We start from the raw sequence: 21126 nt of genomic DNA on the forward strand, positions 1-21126 counted from the left end.
TGTAGAGCCGAGCCCACGCTCGGCTGCTCTTCGTGCAGGAGCCGAGCGTGGGCTCGGCTCTACAGGGGACGGTCTGCAGCCTCGACCCGTAGCGTGCTGCCCTGCACCGCCACCACCCGTACCAGGCTGCCGGCCTGCAGATCCGGTCCACTCACCTGCCAGGACGCATCATCGATGCTGACCCGTCCCTGGCCGCCGACGATGGCCTGCTGCAGTGCGACCTCCCGGCCGATCAACTGCTCCGTGCGGCGGTTGAGCAGCGGCGCATCGCTGGGCCGTGCCCGCGGTCGCCCCCAGCGACGGTAGCACTGGATCGAGACCACGCTCAGCAGGACGAAAGCAATCACCTGCCACAACAGCGGAATGTCACTGAACACCGCAACCAGTACGAACACCGCTGCCGCACCAATGCCGATCCACAGCATGAATGCACCCGGCGCCAGCGCTTCGGCCGCGAACAGCAGCAGCGCCAACGCACCCCAACCGACGACTTCCCAGCGCATGTCAGCCTCCGAGCGGCGGCGGCCGCTTGTCGGCGGCCTTGTTGTCCTGGCTGGCCAGCGCCTGTTTTGCCAGTTCGGCCACGCCTGCGATCGAGCCGATCACGCCACTGGCCTCCATCGGCATCAGCACCAGCTTCTGGTTCGGTGAACTGGCCAGTTCCTTGAACGCTTCCACGTACTTCTGCGCGACAAAGTAGTTGATCGCCTGCACGTCACCCTCGGCGATCGCTGCCGACACCACCTTGGTCGCCATCGCTTCGGCCTCGGCCAGGCGTTCGCGCGCCTCGGCATCGCGGAACGCGGCTTCGCGGCGGCCTTCAGCCTCCAGCACGGTGGCCTGCTTCTCGCCATCGGCGCGCAGGATCTCCGACTGCCGTGAACCTTCCGCTTCGAGGATCTGCGCACGCTTCTCGCGCTCGGCCTTCATCTGCCGCGCCATCGCATCCAGCAGATCGCGTGGCGGCTGGATGTCGCGGATCTCGATACGGTTGACCTTCACGCCCCAGGGATTGGTGGCATGGTCGACCACGCTCAGCAGCTGGGCATTGATCACCTCGCGCTGGCTGAGCGATTCATCCAGGTCCATCGAACCGATCACGGTACGGATGTTGGTCTGCACCAGGGCGATCATGGCCACTTCCAGGTTGGCCACCTCGTAGGCGGCCTTGGCCGCATCCAGGACCTGGAAGAACACCACGCCGTCCACGCGCACGGCCGCGTTGTCCTTGGTGATCACTTCCTGGCTGGGCACATCCAGCACCTGTTCCATCATGTTCACCTTGCGCCCGACCCCGTAGACGATTGGGATCAGGAAGTGCAGGCCCGGCGTCATGGTGTGGGTGTAGCGGCCGAAGCGCTCAACGGTCCATTCATACCCCTGCGGCACCATCCGCACCGCCTTGAACAGGATCACCACGGCCACGAAGGCCAGTACGACGGTAAAGAACATGGTCGGGAACATCGCGCTTTCCTTATCTATGTCGCCCAGGCCCCAGCATAGCGCGTGAGGACGGCGGGCACAGCGAGGCTACCAGGGCACCCGCCCACGCAGGATGTCGGCGAACATCACCCAGTCGCCCATGAATGAATACAGCGGGTGCTGAAAGGTAGCCGGGCGGTTCTTCTCGAAGAAGAAATGGCCGACCCAGGCGAATCCGTAACCGCAGAACAGAGCACCGAGCAGAAACATCGGCTGGCCGCGCAGCACGGCAACCGCGACCAGCAGCAGCACGCCGCAGCTGCCGATGAAATGCAGGCGCCGCGAGACCGGGTGGCGGTGCTCGTCCAGATAGAACGGGTAGAACTCACGGAAGCTGGCGAAGCGGGACATGTGCGTGCTCCGGGCCATCACTGCCTACATCATGCACCTTCGGAGGCGGCAGCGCTGCGCGAGCATCCTTGCCCTTGGAGAGCCGAGCCATGCTCGGCTGCCTCGGCTCGACGGATACTGGCAGAAGCAGTCGAGCATGGCTCGACGCTACACCGGGGGCGTGCGCGGCCCGAACATGATCACCGCCATGCCGGCCAGGCACAGGGCTGCACCGAGCAGGTCCCAGCGGCTGGGGCGGATGCCGTCGACCAGCCACAGCCAGAACAGCGCGGTACCGATATAGACGCCACCGTAGGCGGCATAGACGCGGCCACTGGCGGTCGGATGCAGGGTCAGCAGCCACGCGAACAGGGCAAGGCTGGCCGCCGCCGGCAGCAGCAGCCAGATGCTGCCACCCTTGCGCAGCCACAACCACGGCAGGTAGCAGCCGACGATTTCGGCCAGCGCGGTCAGCAGGAACAGCGCAAGCGTCTTCACGCCTTCTCCGCCGCCTTGGCGTGCTGCCACAGCGCTTCCTGCGCATCCAGGTCCATCGACGCCAGCGCCCCACCCTGGGCGTCGGCCTGCGCTTCCATCGCACGGAAGCGGCGTTCGAACTTGTGGTTGGCCCCGCGCAGCGCCGCGCCCAGATCGATATCGGCGTGGCGGGCCAGGTTGGCGCAGACGAACAGCAGGTCGCCCAGCTCTTCCTGCAGGCGCGCCTTGTTGCCGGCGATGTCGCCGCGCTCGAACTCCTCGCGCAGCTCCTGCAGTTCCTCGGCGGCCTTGTCCAGCACCGGCAACGGGCCCGGCCAGTCGAAGCCGACCCTGGCCGCGCGCGACTGCAGCTTCACCGCCCGCTGCCATTCCGGCAGCCCGCGCGAGATGCCGGCCAGCGCGGAGGTATCCTGCTCGCCCTTGGCCGCGCGCTCGGCGCGCTTGATCGCCTCCCAGTTACGCGTCACGCCGTCGGCATCGTCAACGCTGACGTCGGCGAACACGTGCGGATGGCGGCGCTGCATCTTGTCGCTGATCGCGCGTGCGACTTCGGCGAAGGCAAAGGCGCCCTGCTCCTCGGCCATGCGCGCATGGAACACCACCTGCAGCAGCAGGTCGCCCAGCTCGTCACAGAGATCGTCGAGATCGCCACGGTCGATCGCATCGGCCACCTCGTAGGCTTCCTCGATGGTGTACGGCGCGATGGTCGCGAAGTTCTGCTCCAGGTCCCAGGGGCAGCCGCCCTGCGGATCGCGCAGGCGCGCCATGATCGCCAGCAGGCGTTCCAGTTCATGGGCGGCGGCGCTGCCGCTGGTGGGGGTGTCATGCGCGCTCATGCGGCCTCCAGGGTCAATCGGACAACCAGTCGCGCCACGGCAGGCTGGTATCACCAAGGGCAATGAAATCGCCGTTCAACAGGGTCTCGCGGCGGTTGTAGCGGAACGGCTTGCCGGTCGCTGCCGACAGTACCGCACCGCCGGCGGCGTGCAGTACGCACTGGCCGGCGGCGGTATCCCATTCAGAGGTCGGGCCCAGCCGCGGATAGACATCCAGGCCACCTTCGGCGATCCGGCAGAATTTCAGCGACGAGCCCTGCGCGATGGTCTCGATGCGGCCCATGCGCGCCAGCAGCGCTTCGGTTTCCGGCGACCGGTGCGAGCGGCTGGCGGCAACCCGCAACGGTGCGGTGGCCGGTGTGCGGGTACGCAGCACAGTGTCGTGCAGGCCCTGGCGCCGATACGCCAGCTCGCCGCGCATGGCATGCCAGACGATGCCGGTCACCGGGGCCAGCACCACGCCGAAGGCCGGCGCGCCCTGGTAGATCAGCGCGATATTGACGCTGAACTCGCCGTTGCGCTTGACGAACTCACGGGTGCCATCGAGCGGATCGACCAGCCAGTAGGCGCCCCAGTGGCGGCGCTGTTCCCAGGGGACCTGCGCCGATTCCTCGGACAGGATCGGCAGATCCGGGGTCAGCTGCTGCAGGCCCTGCTCGATCACCTGGTTGGCGGCCAGGTCGGCTGCGGTGACCGGGCTGTTGTCATCCTTGATCTGCACATCGAAGCCATCGGCATAGACCTGCATGATGGCCTGTCCGGCTTCCTGGGCAATGGCGATGGCGGTCTCGCGCAGGTCCGTGGTCAGTTTGATCATCGCGTTCCCTGCAGCCACTGGCGGGCGATGAACAGCGCTGCCAGCGAGCGTCCCTCGGAGAAGTCTTCGCGCAGCATCAGCTGGTCCAGCTCGGCCAGCCTCCACGGTACGACTTCCAGTTCTTCCGGCTCGTCGCCGGCCAGCTTTTCCGGGTACAGGTCGCGCGCCACCACCAACCACGACTGGTGGCTCATGTAGGTCGGGGCCAGGGTCATCGCGCGCAGCACGTCCACCCGGCGCGCGCCGTAACCGGCCTCTTCCTTCAGTTCGCGGTCGGCCGCCTGCTCCGGCGTCTCGCCGGCATCGATCCGGCCCTTGACCAGGCCCAGCTCGTAGCGGTGCATGCCGGCCGCGTATTCACGTACCAGCAGTACGGTCTCGTCATCGAGCATCGGCACCACCACCACCGCACCATGCCCCCTGCTGACCAGGCGCTCGAAGCGGCGGCGTTCGCCGTTGGAGAACTCCAGGTCCAGGTGCTGGCGCTGGAAGGGACCGTTCTCCTCATCGGTGATCCGATGGATGATCGGCAAGCGACGGCCGGCACGGTCATCGTTCATGCGGAATCTCCGCGGCGGCCGGCGCCTGCGCCGGGGCCGATAGAATGTGCAGGCAGCAACATGTTCATGAGCCCGAAATGCTAGCAGACCCAACCCCTTCCCCGCTGGCCCAGCACTGGCGGCAGCGCGACCTGCAGGTGCTGTGGCACCCGTGCACGCAGATGCGTGAACACCCGGACACCCTGCCGCTGGTACCGATCGCCCGCGGCGAAGGTGCCTGGCTGATCGACCACGACGGCAACCGCTATCTGGATGCGGTCAGCAGCTGGTGGACCAACCTGTTCGGCCATGCCGAACCGCGCATCGGTGGCGCCATCGCCGCCCAGGCCACGCAGCTGGAACAGGTGATGCTGGCCGGCTTCGGCCATGAGCCGGCCATCACCCTGGCCGAACGCCTGCTGGCGCTGGCCCCGCGCCAGCCTGGCCGCGAACCGCTGGCCAAGGTGTTCTACGCCGACAACGGTTCCGCCGGCGTGGAAGTGGCGCTGAAGATGGCCTTCCAGTATTTCCAGAACCGTGGCGAGCCGCGGCGCACGCGCTTCATCGCACTCGAAAACGGCTACCACGGCGAAACCCTGGGCGCGCTCGCGCTGGGTGACATCCCGCTGTATCGCCGCGTCTACGCGCCGCTGCTGGCCGAAGGACTGTTCGCGCCCTCGCCCGACGCTTACCTGGCCGAGCCCGGCCAAAGCGCAGCCGATCGCGCGCGGCAGGCGGCGGATGGACTGGCCACGCTGTTCGACCAGCATCCGGGCGAGATCTGCGCGGTAATCCTGGAACCTCGCCTGCAGTGCGCGGGCGGCATGCGCATGCATGACCCGGTGTACCTGCAGCGCGTGCGCGAACTGTGCGATGCCCACGGCGCGTTCATGATCGCCGACGAGATCGCCACCGGCTTCGGCCGCACCGGCACCCTGTTCGCCTGCGAGCAGGCCGGGGTGATGCCGGACCTGATGTGCCTGTCCAAGGGCCTGACCGGCGGCTTCCTGCCACTGGCCGCCGTGCTGGCGACGCAGGCACTGTACGACGCCTTCCTCGACGACTCGCGCGAGCGCGCGTTCCTGCACTCGCACAGCTACACCGGCAACCCGCTGGCCTGCGCGGCCGCGCTGGCGACGCTGGACATCTTCCGCGACGACGATGTGATCGCCCGCAACCGCGGCATCGCCTCGGTGATGGGCACGCTGGCTGCACCGTTCAGCGACCATCCGCACGTGGCCGACGTGCGCCAGGCGGGCATGGTGGTGGCGTTCGAGCTGTCGCGCGACGGCAACAAGCGCACCCCGTTCGACCCGGCGCTGCGGCTGGGCCTGCACGCCTACAAGGCCGCGCTGAAGCGCGGTGTGGTGCTGCGACCACTGGGCGACGTGCTGTACTGGATGCCACCCTACTGCGTGGATGACGAACAACTGGAGCTGCTGGCACATACCACGCTGGCAGCGATTGACGAGGCGATTGCATGCGCGTGACCCGCTGTCCCATCGACCTGGCGCTGCACAGCGGCCAGACCGTGACCCTGCCGGAAGAGACGGCCAACCACCTGGTGCGGGTGATGCGCCTGCGCGAGGGCGATACCTGCGTACTGTTCAACGGTGACGGCCACGACTACAGCGCCACCCTGACCGTGGCCGGCAAGCGCGAGGTACAGGTCCGCATCGACGCCGTGCAGGCCATCGACACTGAATCGCCGCTGGCGATCACTCTGCTGCAGGGTATCGCCCGCGGCGAGAAGATGGACCTGATCCTGCAGAAGGCCACCGAACTGGGCGTGGCGGCGATCATTCCGGTCAACGCCGAGCGTACCGAGGTGAAGCTCGATGCAGCACGGGCGGAGAAGCGCGTGGCGCACTGGAACAACGTGGTGACCTCAGCCTGTGGCCAGTCCGGGCGCGCGCGCATTCCGCAGGTGGGCCCGCCGCTGTCGCTTGCGCAGGCGGCAGCGGCGCTGCCGGTGGATACGCTTCGGTTGACCCTGGACCCGCAAGGCGCGCACCGGCTGTCGACGCTGGACGCCGCACCCGTCGGGGGCATCGTGATCGCGATCGGTCCGGAAGGCGGCTGGTCGCCGCGCGACCGGGATCAACTGGCGGCGGCGGGGTTCCAGGGCCTGCAGCTGGGCCCGCGCATTCTGCGCACCGAAACCGCCGGCCTGGCCGCGATTGCAGCACTGCAGGCGCGGTTGGGCGATCTGGGCTGAGGCTGATTCGTGGTAGTGCCGGCCGCAGGCTGGCATCCACGGGATCATGAGGCTGCCGGCCAGCAGCCGGCACTACCGGGAATCCGACCGGCGGATGTCCGATCAGGCCGCCAGCGAATCCAGCGCGGCTTCCAGCGCATCCAGGTTCGGCAGCAGCGCACTCTTTTCGCCCAGCAGCACGCGCATGTGAACGATCTGCGGCAGGGTTTCCTCGGAGGCGTCGGCCAGCAGGCCGTCGCGCGGCACCGAGATCAACTGCGGGAAATTCTGCGTCAGCAGCGCATAGTAGGGGCGCTGCGCGTTGCCGCTCAGGGCCTTCAGCACCACTACCTTGTTGTGGCCGCTCACGGCTTCTTCGCCCAGACCGGACAGCCGTGCGAACGACACCAACGGCACCTGCCAGCCATGCCAGCCGATCTCGCCGACCAACCAGCGCGGGGCATCGGAGACTGGCTGCACCGGCACGCGCGACATCATTTCGGCCACCGTGGCATTGGGCAGCAGCACGCGCTCATTGCCGGCCTGGATCAGGACGCCGCGGATCTCATCATTGCTGGCGTAGCTCATGGTGCCTCTCCGTTGTCGTCTTCCACGCCCCAGCGCGCGGCAATGGCCTGCGCCAGTTCCTGCGGTTCTCCGGCGACCCTGCCGGCCGCAACCACGGCCGTGGCCGCAGCCGGGTCATAGCAGCCCTCACCCACCTGCCCGGCCACCCAGGCACCGGCGGCCGCCAGGTCCAACGCCGGTCCGACGTGGGCCAGATCGGCACCACTGAGCAGTACCAGCGCGGTGTGGTCAGCCGGCAGCGCGGCAATCGCGATCCCCTGCGCGTCGCTGATGAAATGCAGGCCATCACTGGCCGCACGTACGCCGATATCATCGGCCAGCACGTGCACTTCACCGGGTGTGGCGCGCTGGCCGGCTTCGGCCAGTTGCACCGGCAGCGGCGATACGCGTGCCATCTGCTTGACGAGATTGCCGTAACGACCGCCATCCAGGCGCATGTGCACCAGGACCGGCACGCTCAGCGAAGACGGCAACGCGCCGAGCAGGCGACGCAGCGCATCCGGGCCACCGATGCCGGCCAGCACCAGCAGCGATCCGGCACGTGCACCCACAGGCGCAGCAGCGTCCAGATCGACCAGGCTGAGGTGGTCGGTATCGAAAGAAGGCATCGGCGCGTCGTCGGCAATGTTGCTGACGGTGGCCGGCGCGTCCACCGCGTCCTCGACCAGCGACCACGCGGTGTGGTCGAAGGAGATCGGCGGCACGGCCGGTGCTGCAGCAACGGGCTCAGCCAGCGACGGCGGTACCGGTGCCTCCAGCGGTTCCGACACGACCGGCTGCAGCGCGGCCAGTGCCTGCTCCAGTGCGATCGGCTCGTGCAGTTGTGCAGGGGGGGAATACAGGCTGTCGGCCGGCACCTCGTCGGCCCAGCTCAGCGCCTGGTCCAGATGCGGTTGCAGCGCCTCTTCCTGCGGTGCCGGCGCCGGTGCCGGGTGGCCCGGTTCCAGCTGCAGGCTGGGCTCGTCCTCGGCCCCTGGCGGCAGTACCTGCTGGTGGCCGTGCAGCTTGGCGGCCAAGTGGCGGCCCCAGCGCTGGGCTTCCCAGCCATCGCGGCGCGCGGCCAGCTCGGCCTCGTCGAAGACCAGGGTCAGGCCCGGGGCGGACAGCACGCTTTCCAGGCGCTCAAGTGCATCCTCGATGGCCGCCTCGAGGGCGACCACCACGATCTGCGGACGGGCGTCCTGCAGCAGCTGCGGCTCCAGGCTGTTCGGATCGTCTTCCAGCACCAGCTGCACATCCGCATGCGACAGCGCCTCGCGCAGGCGCTCACGCGCCGCACCGGGGCGGGCCAGCAGGGCCACGGCCGGAGCCGCTTGGGTTTCACTCACGGACACGGGCGATCCCCAGCAGGTCGTACACGTTACGCATCAGGTCCAGTTCCTGGTACGGCTTGCCCAGGTAACGCTGGACGCCGATCTCGAAGGCGCGCTGGCGGTGTTTGTCGCCGCTGCGCGAAGTGATCATCACGATCGGCACATCCTTGTAGCGCGGGTCGGCACGCATCGCGGTGGCGAGCTCGTAGCCATCCATGCGCGGCATCTCGATATCCAGCAGCATCAGGTCGGGCACGCGCTCTTCCAGGCGTTCCAGCGCTTCCACGCCATCGCGGGCGACGCTGACCTCGAAGTTGTGGCGTTCGAGGATGCGGCCGGTGACCTTGCGCATGGTCAGCGAGTCGTCGACCACCATCACCAGCGGCACCTGGCGCTCCTGGCGAGGCGCATTGGCCAGCACGGGCAAGGTCGGGTTGGCGAGGAAGCGGCGCACCAGCGGCGCCACGTCCAGGATCACCACCACGCGACCATCGCCGGTGATGGTGGCGCCGTAGATGCCCGGCACCGATGCGATCTGCAGGCCGACCGGCTTGACCACGATTTCGCGGTTGCCCAGCACCTGGTCGATCGCCACGGCGGCACGCAGATCACCGGCGCGGACCAGCAGCAGCGGCACCTGGTCCTGGCCATCGGCACGCGCCGGGGCCTGACCTACCAGACTGCCGAGGTCGTACAGCGGATAGTCCTCGCCGCTGTAGCGGTAGCTGCTGTCGGCGGCTTCGAAACGCTCGCGCGACAGACGGCCGATACCACTGACCGAGGCGACCGGCACTGCAAAGGTGGTCTCGCCGATCTGTACGAACACCGCCTGGGTGACCGCCAACGTCTGCGGCAGGCGCAGGGTGAAGCGCACGCCCTGGCCCCGCACCGACTGGATGTCGACCGAGCCACCGAGCTGGCGCACTTCGTTGCGCACCACGTCCATGCCCACGCCACGGCCGGCCAGCTGGCTGACCTGGTCGGCGGTCGTGAAGCCGGAAGCGAAGATCAGGTTGTCCAGCTCCTGCTCGTTCGGTTGTGCGTCGGCCGCCAGCAGGCCCCGGTCGATGGCACGGCGGCGGATCGCTTCGCGATCCAGGCCAGCGCCGTCATCGGCAACTTCCAGCACGATTTCCGAGCCTTCGCGGTGCAGGCGGATGGCGATCTCGCCTTCCTCCGGCTTGCCGGCGGCGCGACGCTGTTCCGGCGCTTCCAGGCCATGGGCCACGGAGTTGCGCAGCATGTGTTCCAGCGGCGCGACCATGCGGTCGAGGACGTTGCGGTCCAGTTCGCCGTGGGTGCCTTCCAGGGTCAGGTGGACCTGCTTGCCGGTATCCATGCCGGACTGGCGGACCACGCGGCGCAGGCGCGGCACCAGACCATCGAACGGCACCATGCGCGCACGCATCAGGCCATCCTGCAGCTCGGAGCTGACGCGCGACTGCTGCTGCAGCAGCGAATCGTACTGGCGCGACAGATCGTCCAGCACGCCCTGCAGGCCCCCCAGGTCGGCCGCCGACTCGTTCAGCGCACGGCTGAGCTGCTGCAGGGTGGAGAAGCGGTCCAGTTCCAGCGGATCGAACTTCTGGTCGGCCTGGTCCTGTTCGCGCTGGTAGCGGGCGACGATCTGCGCCTCGGTTTCCAGGTCGAGGCGGCGCAGCTGGTCGCGCAGTCGCGCATTGGTGCGTTCCAGTTCGCCCATGGCGCCACGGAAGGCACCCAGCTGCTGTTCCAGGCGCGAGCGGTAGATCGCCACTTCACCGGCATGGTTGACCAGGCGGTCGAGCAGATCGGCGCGCACGCGCACCTGCTCCTGCTGCGGACGCGCCAGCGGATCTTCATCGACCACGCCCTCGGCCGGCAGCGGTGCCGACAGCGGGATATCGACCAGGGCAGTCGATGGGCTGACGGTCTGCGCCGGAGCCGCCTCGACCACACTGGCCCCGTGCGCGGCCGCCACGGCCGCCGCGATATCGGTGGTGGTGCGGACTTCAAAGGCTTCGACCAGATCCTGCGCCGGCTCCACCACGCGGTGCGCGCCGGTGCGGGTGAGCAGCTGGTGCAGGCGATCGAACCCACGCTCCAGCAACTGCACGTCGCGGCGCTCGATCTCGGTACGGCCCGCGGCCACGGCCTCCAGCAGCGATTCGATGCTGTGGCCAAGGTCGCCGATGGCGTTGATGCCAGCCATGCGTGCGCCACCCTTCAGGGTGTGCAGATCACGCTGCAGGCCGGCCAGTACCTCGCGGTCCTGCGGCGCATCGCGCAGTTCGCTGATCAGGCCATCGCAATGATCCAGCAGGTCCTTGCCTTCCTCGACGAAGATATCGACCAGTTCGCGGTCGTACACGCTGAAATCGAGCGCATCAACGCCATCCGCGCTGTCTTCCAGAGCGGCGGCTCCATCGTGGGCCGGCAGGTTGGCGGCGGCTTCGGACTCGACAGGCTCGGCATCGGCATGGACCGTGCCCTGCCCCGGTGCGTCTTCGAGTTCGAAGAAGCGCACCGGCCCGCCGGAGGCCTGCAGTGCGTCCGCTGCGACCTCCTCATTCACCGTCGCCGGGGACGGCTGATCGGCGCTCTCTCCTTCACCGATCGCCGCCTCCCCGCCGACGTCCGCATCCTCGGCAAAGGCTTCCGCCTCGCCCGGCGCGAGTTCGCTGGCCTGGAGGCCGAGCACGGGCCATTGCCCGTCGTCGTCCAGGGTCTGCTCTTCGTCGATCACGTGCAGGCCGGCCTCGAGCGCGGCTGCCAGCGTGACCGGTTCTGCAAAACCCGGCGCAGCCATTTCATCCTGCAGGCTCGACAGCTCGCTGTCGAGTGGCAGTGCAGCAGTGTCGTCGAAGTCGTTGCCATCGACATCGCCCAGGCCTGCGGACTGCTGCGTATTCAGGTCGATCGCGTCAGTTTCCGCAGGCGCAGCCAACTCATCCGTGTCGCGGTCGTCCACCGGCAATGCGCTGGCGTCGAGGTACGGCGACAGATCGTCCGCGGCAGTCAGTTCGGCTTCGGCGGCCGGCGTCGGTGCAGCCTCCACTTCGGCCGGCGCAACAACCGGCTCACTTTCAACCGGCTGGATCGATTCAGGCGATCCGGCATCCACGGTGACGGCTTCGCCCTCGCCCGGCACCGACGGCCATCCGGCATCGAAGTAGCGCGAAAGATCATCGCTGCCGGTCAGTTCACCGACGTCGAGACCGGTGTCGATCACGTCCGTGGTTTCCGGCACCTGCGCGCCGGCTGCAATCGGTTCCAGCACCGGCTCGGCAGGCTCGATCCCAGACCCGATCGGCTCGAACGCGGAGGCATCCGGCGTGTCGACAGCGGCATCGAACTCCGGATCGGTCTCCAGCGCCAGCTCGTCGTCCTCGTCCTCCAGCCCGACCATCGGCCAGCGCGCTTCCGGCAGTTCGCCGGCCAGCGCCTGCAGGCGCTGCACCAGCGCTTCCTGCGGAACAATGCGCGGCTGCTCGGCCTGCAGCGCTTCCATGGTCGCGGTGATCGCCTGCGCGGTCGCCCCCAGTGCGGCAACGCCTTCGTCACCAGGTACCACGTCCGCAGCCAGTGCGCGCTTGATGTAGGACTCGGCACCGCCAGTGACGGCAGTGATTTCCGGCACTTCGGTCATCGCGAAGGCGCCGTTCATGGTGTGCACCGCGCGCAGCAGCGCGTCGCTGACCGGCTGCGGTGCCTGCTGCGCCGAACGCAGCCAGTCCTGCAGGGTGGCCTGGTGGACTTCCACTTCGGCTTCGAGGATCTCGCGCAGCACGCTGTCGATATTGGCTGGCGTGCCCACGGCCTCGGGCACCGGCTCGGCTTCGGCCTGCACCGACGCGATGGCTTCGGCCTCGAGGATGCGGCTGATGTCGTCCTCGCCTTCGCTCCCGGCCTGCACCACCGGTGTCGCAGGTGCGACCGCAACCGGCAACGGTACGTAGTAGGTTTCCTCACCAGCGCCGACACGGTCGGCGATGGCCTGCATCGCCTGCAGGTCCACGCTGATGCGCTGGCCGTGGCGAAGTGCTGCGTTCAGCTGCGGCAACGCCGCGTGCGCGTTGCCGACCATGGCCAGCACGGCCGGCGAGGCCGGACGGCTACCGTCCAGCACGCGATTGAGCATGCCCTCGATCTTCCACGCGAACTCACCCAGGGTGCGGGCACCGACCAGGCGGCCACTGCCCTTGAGGGTGTGGAAGATGCGGCGGATCGGCCGCAGCCGGTCCATGTTGTCCGGCTGCATGCGCCATGCCGGCAGCAAGGTACCGAGGTTGGCCAGTTCGTCATCGAACTCTTCCAGGAACACCTCACGGATGTCCTCGTCGATGTTCTCAGCGTCATCATCGAAGCCCGCTTCAAAGCCCACCTCGGCATCCACCGCGACTGGCGCTTCGACGACGGTCGGTGCGGCCGTTGCCTGCGGATTGAAGTCCGCAGCAGCCGCGCTCAGCTCGGCAAAGAACTGCGCATCGGCTTCGCTGAAGTCGATCGGCGCGATGGTGTCGATGTCGATCACCGACACCGCAGGTGCATCCGCCACAGGCGTCGGCGCATCGGCACCGAGTGCCGGCGTGTCAACCGGTGCATCCGCAGGAGCGGTGCCCATTTCGACGGCAACAGGATTCTCGTCCTCCATCGTTGGCGCGCCGGCATCGACGATCTCCAGCGACGGATGCAGCACGGCATCGTCGTCCAGCGTCAGCGTCTCCATCGCATGCAGCGACAGCACATCGTCAGCGTTGTCCAGCGCGTCGGCGTCGAAGCGGAACACCACGTCGTCACTCGCCGGAGCAGCCTCGTGCTCGGCGGCCACCGGATCAAACACCGGCGCGGCATACGCATCGGCGTCGATGCTTGTCGTCGCAACTGCGCCTTCGTCGGCGTCCAGCGCGACTTCATCCGCCGGTGCCGGAGGCGTTGCTTCCGACAGCGTCCAGTGTGTTGCAGCGCCCTGCCCCGCGTCGGCCTGTTCGAAACTGACCGGATCGAAGCTGGCAAAGGTCGGGCTGCGCTCGTCGGCAGGCGCGAGCGGATCAGCTTCCGGATGGAACGGCGCGAGATCCCACTGCGGCACCTCGGGCGCAGGCGCGCTCGAAGCCGCAAACACCAGCGGTGCATCCGCGTCGTCATGCAGCGACAGCGGTGCGGACGCACCAGTCCCCAGCGCACCAAACATCAGGCTGTTGTCCACCACGTCCGGTGCAGGCGTGGCCGGTGGCGGGTCGAAGGTAAAGTCCGGCAGCGGTACCGGCACCGTGCCCGCGGCAGGCGCGGCCGGCTGCACCGGAATCTCGATGTGCTCCGGCTGCAGCGGCTCGGCCTGCAGCGTGACCGGCTCGCGCTCGATCAGCAGCGACGCAAACGCAATCGGCGCGGCTGCAACAGGTTCCGCCGCGTTGCGCTCCGGCAACGGCCAATAGCGCAGCGCTTCAAGGCTGCTGCGGGTGATGTCGAGGATGTCCTCGCGCCCCGGCCGACGGTCGCGCAGGGCTTCGAGGTAATACTCCAGACTGGCCATGGCGTCGGCCAGGGTGTCCAGCTGGCGGCCACTGGGCACGCGCTGGCGACCGATCAGCTCGGCTTCGATGTACTGCTGCACACCGCGCAGGTAATCGGCAGCCATGCCCAGATCCAGCATGCGCAGCGCGCCGGAAACATCGCCCAGCAGGCGCGGCACGTCCTGCAGCTCGGCATGGTTCCAGCTGGTTTCAATGAAAGCGACAAAATGCTCACGGGCGGCGGCGAAGTTGGCGATGGCCTCATGTGCCAGCACCTCCACCGTGCGCCGGTTCTCGACCGCGCTCGGATCATCTTCGCCACTGCCACCGGCACCCAGATGAGCGACCTGGTCGTCCAGCGACGCGTCCACGTAGAGCAATGCGCCGGCGATATCCAGCAGCAGGTTCTCGTCGATCTGCTGGCGGCCTTCGACCACGCCACGCAGCGCATCGCGCTGCTGCACGACCACGCCACGGGCCACGCCCAGGCCCATCATGCCCAGCGTATCGGCCACGGCGCCAAGTTCGTTGGCCTGGGTCTGCAGCTGTTCGGGCGCACCGCCAGTACGCAGGTGCAGGTCCAGCGCATCCTTGATGCGCAGCAGTTCTTCCTTCACCGCGCTGCCCACGGTATCCAGCAGCTCGCGGTTGCGCCCGCTCAGGCTGCCACGGGCATGGTCCAGCTCGGCCTCGGTGGCGCTGACGCTGTCCGGCGCGAACGCCAGCAGCACGCTGTCATGCACCCCTTCTTCGCCCCGCGCGGCACGGATTTCGTTGAGCAGCGGCATCAGCACGATCGGAATGTCGCGGTGACCGTTCTGCAGGCGCTCCAGGTAATCGGGCAGCAGCACGCTGCCGCGCATCAGGGTCGCGCAGGCTTCATCGCGATCGGCCACGCCACCGGCACCGATGGCATTGGCCAGCTGCTCCAGCTCCTCGGCCACCATCGCCGGGGCGTACAGCTCGACCATGCGCAGGGTGCCCTGCACCTGGTGCAGGAAGCCGGCGCAGATGCGCATGCGGCTGGCATCGGTCGGGTCTTCCGCGTAGTACTCGACCTCGTTGCGCACCTGGCGCAGGGTCTCGTCCAGCTCGGGCTTGACCCAGCCCAGCGCTGCGTGGCTCATCGCATCGCGCAGACTGCTCATGGACGCGCTCCGTTCGCCGCCGCGCGGAGGCCGCGCGAGTTCTGGCGTGGGGAATGGAAATGCTTCATCGACTGGTTCCTTGCTCGCCGCCCTGCCCGCGTCACGCCGGCAGCTTGAAGTCGGCGACCGAACGACGCAGGTCGGCCGCCAGCTGCGCGAGGTGGCCGATCGATTCGGCGGTCTGCCCGGCACCCTGCGAGGTCTGGCCGGTGATCTGCCGGATCACGCCCATGGTGCGGGTGATGTCCGAGGCCGCAGCCGACTGCTGCTGGGCGGCGATGGAGATGTTCTTGATGAGGGTGTTCAGGGCGTTGGAGACGCGCTCGATTTCGGTCAGCGCGGTGCCGGCGTCCTCGGCCAGGCGTGCACCGGACACCACTTCGGCGGTGGTCTGTTCCATCGAGGTGACCGCTTCGTTGGTATCGGCCTGGATCGCCTGCACCAGGTTCTCGATGCGTCGGGTCGCGCCCGAGGTGCGTTCTGCCAGGCGCTGCACTTCGTCGGCCACGACCGCGAAACCGCGGCCTGCTTCACCGGCCGAGGCCGCCTGCACCGCTGCGTTCAACGCCAGGATGTTGGTCTGCTCGGAAATGTCGTTGATCAGTTCCACGATCGAACCGATTTCCTGCGAGGACTCACCCAGGCGCTTGATGCGCTTGGAGGTTTCCTGGATCTGGTCACGGATCTGGTCCATGCCCTGGATGGTCTCGCGCACCACGCCGGCACCCTCGGCGGCGATCACCACCGAGCGCTGTGCCACGTCGGCCGACTCGGCCGAGTTGCGCGACACCTGTTCGATGCTCGCCGCGATTTCGCCGATGCGGTCCGAAGCCGAGGTGATCTGGTTGGCCTGGTGGCCCGCCGCTTCTGCCAGCTGCATGGCGGTGGCCTGGGTTTCCTGGGTGGACAGCGCGACCTTGGCCGAGGTGTCGTTGATGGTGGTCACCAGGTGGCGCAGCTCGTCGACGGCGTAGTTGATCGCGTCGGCGATGGCGCCGGTCATGTCCTCGGTCACCGAGGCCTTCACTGTCAGGTCGCCCTCACCCAGCGAAGAGATTTCGTCCAGCAGCCGCATGATCGCCTGCTGGTTGCGGCTGTTGAACTCCACCTGGGTCTGGTAGCGCAGTTCCTGCTCGCGCGAGCGGCTGCGCACGTTGGTGGAGACGAAGCCGATGATCGCGATCAGCGACAGCGCACCGGACACCACGCCGATCCAGAAGTTCGGGAACAGGCGGGTATCGGACACCGAGCCGAACGAGGAGAACGCCTCGAACAGCTTGCGGCTGTCGTCCAGCATGTGTGCCGACCCCTGGCCCAGCGCAGTGGCCGCCGACTGTGCGGCGAACAGCTGGCGCGAGCTGGCCAGGATCGCGTCGGCGTCCTGCTTCATCGCTTCCCACTTCTGCTGCGACTGCTCCAGCGCGGCCACGGCGGCAGCACCACGCACGGCGGTGATGCCCAGTTCCTCGTTGCCGTTGCGCAGGCCGTCGAGCACCTGCGAGAACACGGTGATGTCGCGTGCCAGTGCATCGCCGGACGTCGCCGCAGCGCTGCCACCGGCGCGCATTTCGGTCACGCGACGGGCCATGGAGCCGGCCACCACCACCTGCTGCAGGGCGCTGTACACCTGCGACGACGGCGCGCCGGAGGCGGACATCGCACGCACCAGCTCGTTCAGCTGGGCCTGCAGGCCCGGCACCGCGCCGGTGAAGTTGTTGGCATTGCCGGCCAGCGCCAGCACCGCCGGTTCACTGGCGACCAGCTGCCCGGCCTGCTTGCCCAACGGCGCCCAGGTTTCGGCCAGGGTGGCGATCGCACCCGACACGCCCGGCTCCTTGCCGTAGCGCCCCTGCAGGGTCGACACGTTCTGTTCGATCGCGTTGCGGGTCGCCTTGAAGGCGGTGAACGCCTGCGCGTTGCCGCCCACCGCGTCACGGCCCTGGTTGGCCAGCTGCTGCGACAGCACCTGCAGGTCGGCTGCCTTGGAACCGGCATCGGCCAGGCGACTGCCCTGCCAGGTGGCGACGCCGGTGTTGACGCCGAACAGGATCATCGATGCCAGCAGCAGGAACAGCCAGAGGTTGCTGCCGCCCAGCCGCAGCTTGCCGGTCTTGGTGGCGTCCGAAGCAGTACTCATCGTTCAACCTCGATCTTCAATGCAGGGGGCGATGCCCGGCCTCAGGCCGCGGCTTGCCGGAATTCAGGGGTACGCGACAGCAGCGAGAGCGAGAACACGCCCCAGTCATGGCCGTCGGCATGGAAGGCGCGATCGACGAAGTGGCCGTAGCGCCCTTCGGCCAGCGTGCCGGCCGCGATCTGCTGGTCCAGTTCGAAGCTGCGCTGGCCGAACAGTTCATCGATGGTCAGCGCGACGTCGCCGCCGGCCTGGCGCATGATCAGCACGCGCTGGCCTTCCTGCTGCACGGTACGCGTGCCTTCCAGGAAGTACTTCAGGTCGACCACCGGGAACAGGTTGCCGCGCAGGTTGCCCACGCCCAGCAGCCACGGCTGCGCGCACGGTACCGGGGTCACCGGCGGCATCGGCACGATTTCCACCACTTCGCGGAAATCGGACACCAGCCGGCGCTGGCCGACGCGGTAACCCACGCCACGCCAGAGGTCCTGGGCGAACTGCCGTTCGGGCAGCTGCACCGCGTGGGCCAGGCTGCGCCGTTCGTAGGCTTCGAGAATGTCGAAGGGCGAGCGCATCAGGCCACCAGTTCGTTGATCCGCGCGATCAGTTCATCCTCGCGCGGCGGCTTGACGATGTAATCGGCCGCGCCCTGGCGCAGTCCCCATGCCTTGTCGGTTTCCATCGCCTTGGTGCTGACGATGATCACCGGAATGTGTTTGATCGCCGCATCACGGGCCATCGCACGGGTGGCCTGGAAGCCGCTCATGCCGGGCAGGACCACGTCCATCAGCACCAGCTGCGGCACCTGGTCGCGGACCAGCTGCAGTCCATCCTCGGCGTTGTCCGCTTCCAGCACCTCGTGGCCGGCACGGCGCAGCCACTGGGTGAACACCGCTCGGTCGGTCGGTGAATCCTCGATCAGAACGATACGAGCCATTGTGCCTTTCCCCCCTGGTCAGGCGTTGACGTATGTGCGGATGGCACCCAGCAGTTCTTCACGCGTGAAAGGCTTCGTCAGGTACTGCTCCGAGCCGACGATGCGTCCCCGCGCCTTGTCGAACAGGCCATCCTTGGACGACAGCATGATGACCGGGGTCGCCTTGAACAGCTGGTTGCCCTTGATCAGCGCACAGGTCTGGTACCCGTCCAGGCGCGGCATCATGATGTCGACGAAGATGATCTGCGGTTGCTGGTCTGCGATCTTGGCAAGCGCTTCGAAGCCGTCGGTGGCGGTGACCACCTCGCAGCCTTCGCGCTTGAGCAGCGTTTCCGCAGTCCTGCGGATGGTCTTCGAATCATCGATGACCATCACCCGGAGTCCTGCGAGTTCCCCGCCCGCAGTCGTGTTTTCAGTCATTGCCTATCCCCAAGCGCACGGCCCGATCTCTGGCGGGGGCCGCTACGAAAGCGTATCTATATCGCACTTTCCGCGCCCGCTTCAAGGCCGACCCATGGCGCGGGGCATGGCGCCCTCCTGAACGTGACGGGTTTCGCAATGCGTGCGCGACCGCCGGGCGGACGCTGCGTTGCAGTACGGCGGGGAGGCGCGCGAGCGGCGTTGCCGCTACCATCAACGCCTTGCCTGACAGGTGCGCCCATGCCGTTGAACGTCATCGTGGTGATGGACCCCATCGCCCACATCAAGATCGCCAAGGACACCACCTTCGCCATGCTGCTGGAAGCCCAGCGCCGCGGCCATGCCCTGCACTACGTGCGCCCGGGCGGCCTGGCCCTGGAAGGCGGCGTGGCGGTGGCCCAGACCGCGCCGCTGCAGGTGCGCGACGACCCGGCCGGCTGGTATGAGCTGGGCGCGTTCAGCCGTACCGAGTTCGGTCCCGGCCAGATCGTGCTGATGCGCAAGGACCCGCCGGTCGACGCCGAATACATCTACGACACCCAGGTGCTGGACGTGGCTGCGGCCGCCGGCGCCTGCGTGGTCAACAATCCGCAGGGGCTGCGCGACTACAACGAGAAGCTGGCCGCCCTGCTGTTCCCGCAGTGCTGCCCGCCGACCCTGGTCAGCCGCGATGCCAAGGCGCTGAAGGCCTTTGCCCTGGAACACGGCCAGGCCGTCCTGAAGCCGCTGGATGGCATGGGCGGACGCTCGATCTTCCGCAGCGGCCAGGGCGACCCGAACCTGAATGTGATTCTGGAAACGCTGACCGACGGCGGCCACAGGATGGCACTGGCGCAGAAGTTCATTCCCGACATCACCGCCGGCGACAAGCGCATCCTGCTGGTCGATGGTGAGCCGGTCGATTACTGCCTGGCGCGCATCCCGCAGGGCGACGAATTCCGCGGCAACCTGGCCGCCGGCGGCCGCGGCGAAGGCCGCCCGCTGAGCGAGCGCGACCGCTGGATCGCCGCCCAGGTGGGCCCGGAGATGAAGCGTCGTGGCATGCGTTTCGTCGGCCTGGACGTGATCGGTGATTACCTGACCGAGGTCAACGTGACCAGCCCGACCTGCGTGCGCGAACTGGACGCCCAGTACGGGCTGAACATCGCTGGCACCCTGTTCGACGCACTCGAGGCCGGCCTGCGCTGATGCCGTCCGCCCCTGCCGTCCTGCCCCCGCCACCGCGCGAAGCGCAACGGCTGGGGGCGACCATCGCGCTGTCTGTGCTGGTCCACGCCCTGCTGATCCTGGGCGTGGGCTTTGCCGTGAAGGGCGATGCACCGCTGGTGCCGACGCTGGAAGTGATCTTCAGCCAGACCCGCACCGCATTGACGCCGAAGCAGGCCGATTTCCTGGCCGCAGCCAACCAGGAAGGCGGTGGCGAGCACGACCGCGCGCAGCGTCCGCGCGACAACCAGGCCGGCATCGTGCCGCAGGCCCAGTCCGGAATCAGCCCGGTGCCACAGCAGCAGCAATCGGCCGCACCGGTTCCGCCGCCGCAGGCACGGGTCGTCAGCAGCCGCAATGGCGAAGAAATGGTGGCGCAGGCGCAGTCCCGGCCCACGCCGGATCAGCCCGAACCGGACGCACCCCTGAGCGCGCGCGAACAGCGCGACGTGGAGATGGCGCGCTTGGCCGCCGAAGTGCACCTGCGCTCGGCGCAGTACGCCAAGCGTCCGAACCGCAAGTTCGTGTCGGCCAGCACGCGCGAATATGCCTATGCCAATTACCTGCGCGCGTGGGTCGATCGCGCCGAGCGCGTAGGCAACCTGAATTACCCGGATGAGGCGCGGCAGCGGCGCCTGGGTGGCCAGGTGGTGATCAGCGTGGGCGTGCGCCGCGATGGCAGCGTGGAGAGCAGCCGGATCCTGCGTTCGAGCGGGACCCCGCTGCTGGATGAGGCGGCACTGCGGGTGGTGAAGCTGGCCCAGCCGTTCCCGCCGTTGCCGAAGACCGAGGATGAGATCGATATCCTGCAGGTCACCCGCACGTGGGTGTTCCTGCCGGGCGGCACCCTGCACGACGATCGGTAGGGTTTTGTTGCCCGGGCCTGCGGCCCGGGACCCGCAGAGGCGACGGCCACAACCGAAGCAACAGCAGAAGCGGCGGCGGAGATGCCGGACCTGGCGGGGCGGTGTGGGCTTGCAGGACACGCCGTAAACCCGTCCATGGGGGCTCGATGGCGCCATCCATGGCGCCAACGGTCCTGCAAGCCCACACCGCCCCACCTTTGACAGATCGCGGCGCATTTTTGCTATTGGTAGGTGTCGACCTTGGTCGACACACATCCACGCCACGCGTGGATGCGAGCGAAGCGACCCGCTTTTGACTTTGATTTTTTTTGATTTTCCGT

At 67.9% G+C, this 21126-nt stretch carries 18 protein-coding genes; 4 read left to right on the top strand and 14 right to left on the bottom strand.

The features are described 5' to 3' along the window. Positions 1-59: 59 nt before the first annotated feature. The 7 genes from N5D91_RS07650 to nudE all read right to left on the bottom strand — a co-directional run bounded on the left by N5D91_RS07650 (position 60) and on the right by nudE (position 4523). Positions 60-503 carry an NfeD family protein gene (locus tag N5D91_RS07650; protein ID WP_110713244.1) on the bottom strand — a complete coding sequence of 148 codons (444 nt, stop codon included), beginning with the start codon at positions 501-503 and terminating at the stop codon, positions 60-62. Position 504: 1 nt separating this feature from the next. Next, positions 505-1464, bottom strand: coding sequence for an SPFH domain-containing protein (locus N5D91_RS07655; RefSeq protein WP_110713245.1), 960 nt, complete (start codon positions 1462-1464; stop codon positions 505-507). 66 nt (positions 1465-1530) lie between these two features. Beyond that, positions 1531-1833 (bottom strand): DUF962 domain-containing protein, encoded by a 303-nt coding sequence (locus tag N5D91_RS07660; protein WP_197611683.1) that lies wholly within the window; start codon positions 1831-1833, stop codon positions 1531-1533. 147 nt (positions 1834-1980) lie between these two features. After that, entirely contained in the window at positions 1981-2310 is a 330-nt protein-coding gene (locus tag N5D91_RS07665) for a YnfA family protein (RefSeq protein ID WP_180855007.1), read from the bottom strand. Further along, positions 2307-3146, bottom strand: coding sequence for a nucleoside triphosphate pyrophosphohydrolase (gene mazG, locus N5D91_RS07670; protein ID WP_180847644.1), 840 nt, complete (start codon positions 3144-3146; stop codon positions 2307-2309). The genes N5D91_RS07665 and mazG overlap by 4 nt, the downstream gene beginning before the upstream one ends. Positions 3147-3159: 13 nt before the next feature. Then, entirely contained in the window at positions 3160-3963 is an 804-nt protein-coding gene (gene cysQ, locus N5D91_RS07675; RefSeq protein WP_032130106.1) for a 3'(2'),5'-bisphosphate nucleotidase CysQ, read from the bottom strand. After that, positions 3960-4523, bottom strand: a complete 564-nt coding sequence (nudE, locus tag N5D91_RS07680) for an ADP compounds hydrolase NudE (RefSeq protein ID WP_110713251.1) — start codon at positions 4521-4523, stop codon at positions 3960-3962. The genes cysQ and nudE overlap by 4 nt, the downstream gene beginning before the upstream one ends. A 77-nt stretch (positions 4524-4600) precedes the next feature. Here nudE and bioA point away from each other — a divergent pair, with 77 nt between their 5' ends. After that, positions 4601-5992, top strand: coding sequence for an adenosylmethionine--8-amino-7-oxononanoate transaminase (bioA, locus tag N5D91_RS07685; RefSeq protein ID WP_219629556.1), 1392 nt, complete (start codon positions 4601-4603; stop codon positions 5990-5992). After that, complete coding sequence (locus tag N5D91_RS07690) at positions 5983-6720, top strand: 16S rRNA (uracil(1498)-N(3))-methyltransferase (protein ID WP_110713254.1); 738 nt, start codon at positions 5983-5985, stop codon at positions 6718-6720. Before bioA ends, N5D91_RS07690 begins: the two co-directional genes overlap by 10 nt. A gap of 102 nt (positions 6721-6822) precedes the next feature. Here N5D91_RS07690 and N5D91_RS07695 read toward each other — a convergent pair whose 3' ends face one another. The 7 genes from N5D91_RS07695 to pilG all read right to left on the bottom strand — a co-directional run bounded on the left by N5D91_RS07695 (position 6823) and on the right by pilG (position 18734). Beyond that, entirely contained in the window at positions 6823-7287 is a 465-nt protein-coding gene (locus tag N5D91_RS07695) for a chemotaxis protein CheW (protein WP_180847646.1), read from the bottom strand. Beyond that, a complete protein-coding gene (locus tag N5D91_RS07700) occupies positions 7284-8621 on the bottom strand; it encodes a chemotaxis protein CheB (protein WP_164162556.1) in 1338 nt (445 codons plus the stop codon). Before N5D91_RS07700 ends, N5D91_RS07695 begins: the two co-directional genes overlap by 4 nt. Further along, positions 8608-15243, bottom strand: a complete 6636-nt coding sequence (locus N5D91_RS07705) for an Hpt domain-containing protein (RefSeq protein ID WP_180855008.1) — start codon at positions 15241-15243, stop codon at positions 8608-8610. The genes N5D91_RS07700 and N5D91_RS07705 overlap by 14 nt, the downstream gene beginning before the upstream one ends. Positions 15244-15343: 100 nt before the next feature. Beyond that, complete coding sequence (locus tag N5D91_RS07710; RefSeq protein WP_032130100.1) at positions 15344-17380, bottom strand: methyl-accepting chemotaxis protein; 2037 nt, start codon at positions 17378-17380, stop codon at positions 15344-15346. A 41-nt stretch (positions 17381-17421) separates the two neighbouring features. Next, a complete protein-coding gene (locus N5D91_RS07715; protein WP_005410716.1) occupies positions 17422-17952 on the bottom strand; it encodes a chemotaxis protein CheW in 531 nt (176 codons plus the stop codon). Beyond that, a complete protein-coding gene (locus tag N5D91_RS07720; protein WP_005410717.1) occupies positions 17952-18314 on the bottom strand; it encodes a response regulator in 363 nt (120 codons plus the stop codon). The genes N5D91_RS07715 and N5D91_RS07720 overlap by 1 nt, the downstream gene beginning before the upstream one ends. An 18-nt stretch (positions 18315-18332) precedes the next feature. Beyond that, positions 18333-18734 carry a twitching motility response regulator PilG gene (gene pilG, locus N5D91_RS07725; protein WP_005418455.1) on the bottom strand — a complete coding sequence of 134 codons (402 nt, stop codon included), beginning with the start codon at positions 18732-18734 and terminating at the stop codon, positions 18333-18335. A 240-nt stretch (positions 18735-18974) separates the two neighbouring features. On the opposite strand from pilG, the gene gshB reads away from it, so the two are divergent. Next, positions 18975-19922 (top strand): glutathione synthase, encoded by a 948-nt coding sequence (gshB, locus tag N5D91_RS07730; RefSeq protein ID WP_012511876.1) that lies wholly within the window; start codon positions 18975-18977, stop codon positions 19920-19922. Beyond that, positions 19922-20806: an energy transducer TonB gene (locus tag N5D91_RS07735; RefSeq protein ID WP_110713262.1), complete on the top strand. Its 885-nt coding sequence runs from the start codon at positions 19922-19924 to the stop codon at positions 20804-20806. Before gshB ends, N5D91_RS07735 begins: the two co-directional genes overlap by 1 nt. Positions 20807-21126 lie beyond the last annotated feature (320 nt).

It is taken from the genome of Stenotrophomonas sp. GD03794 (assembly GCF_029842145.1).
GTDB classification, from domain to species: Bacteria; Pseudomonadota; Gammaproteobacteria; order Xanthomonadales; family Xanthomonadaceae; genus Stenotrophomonas; species Stenotrophomonas riyadhensis.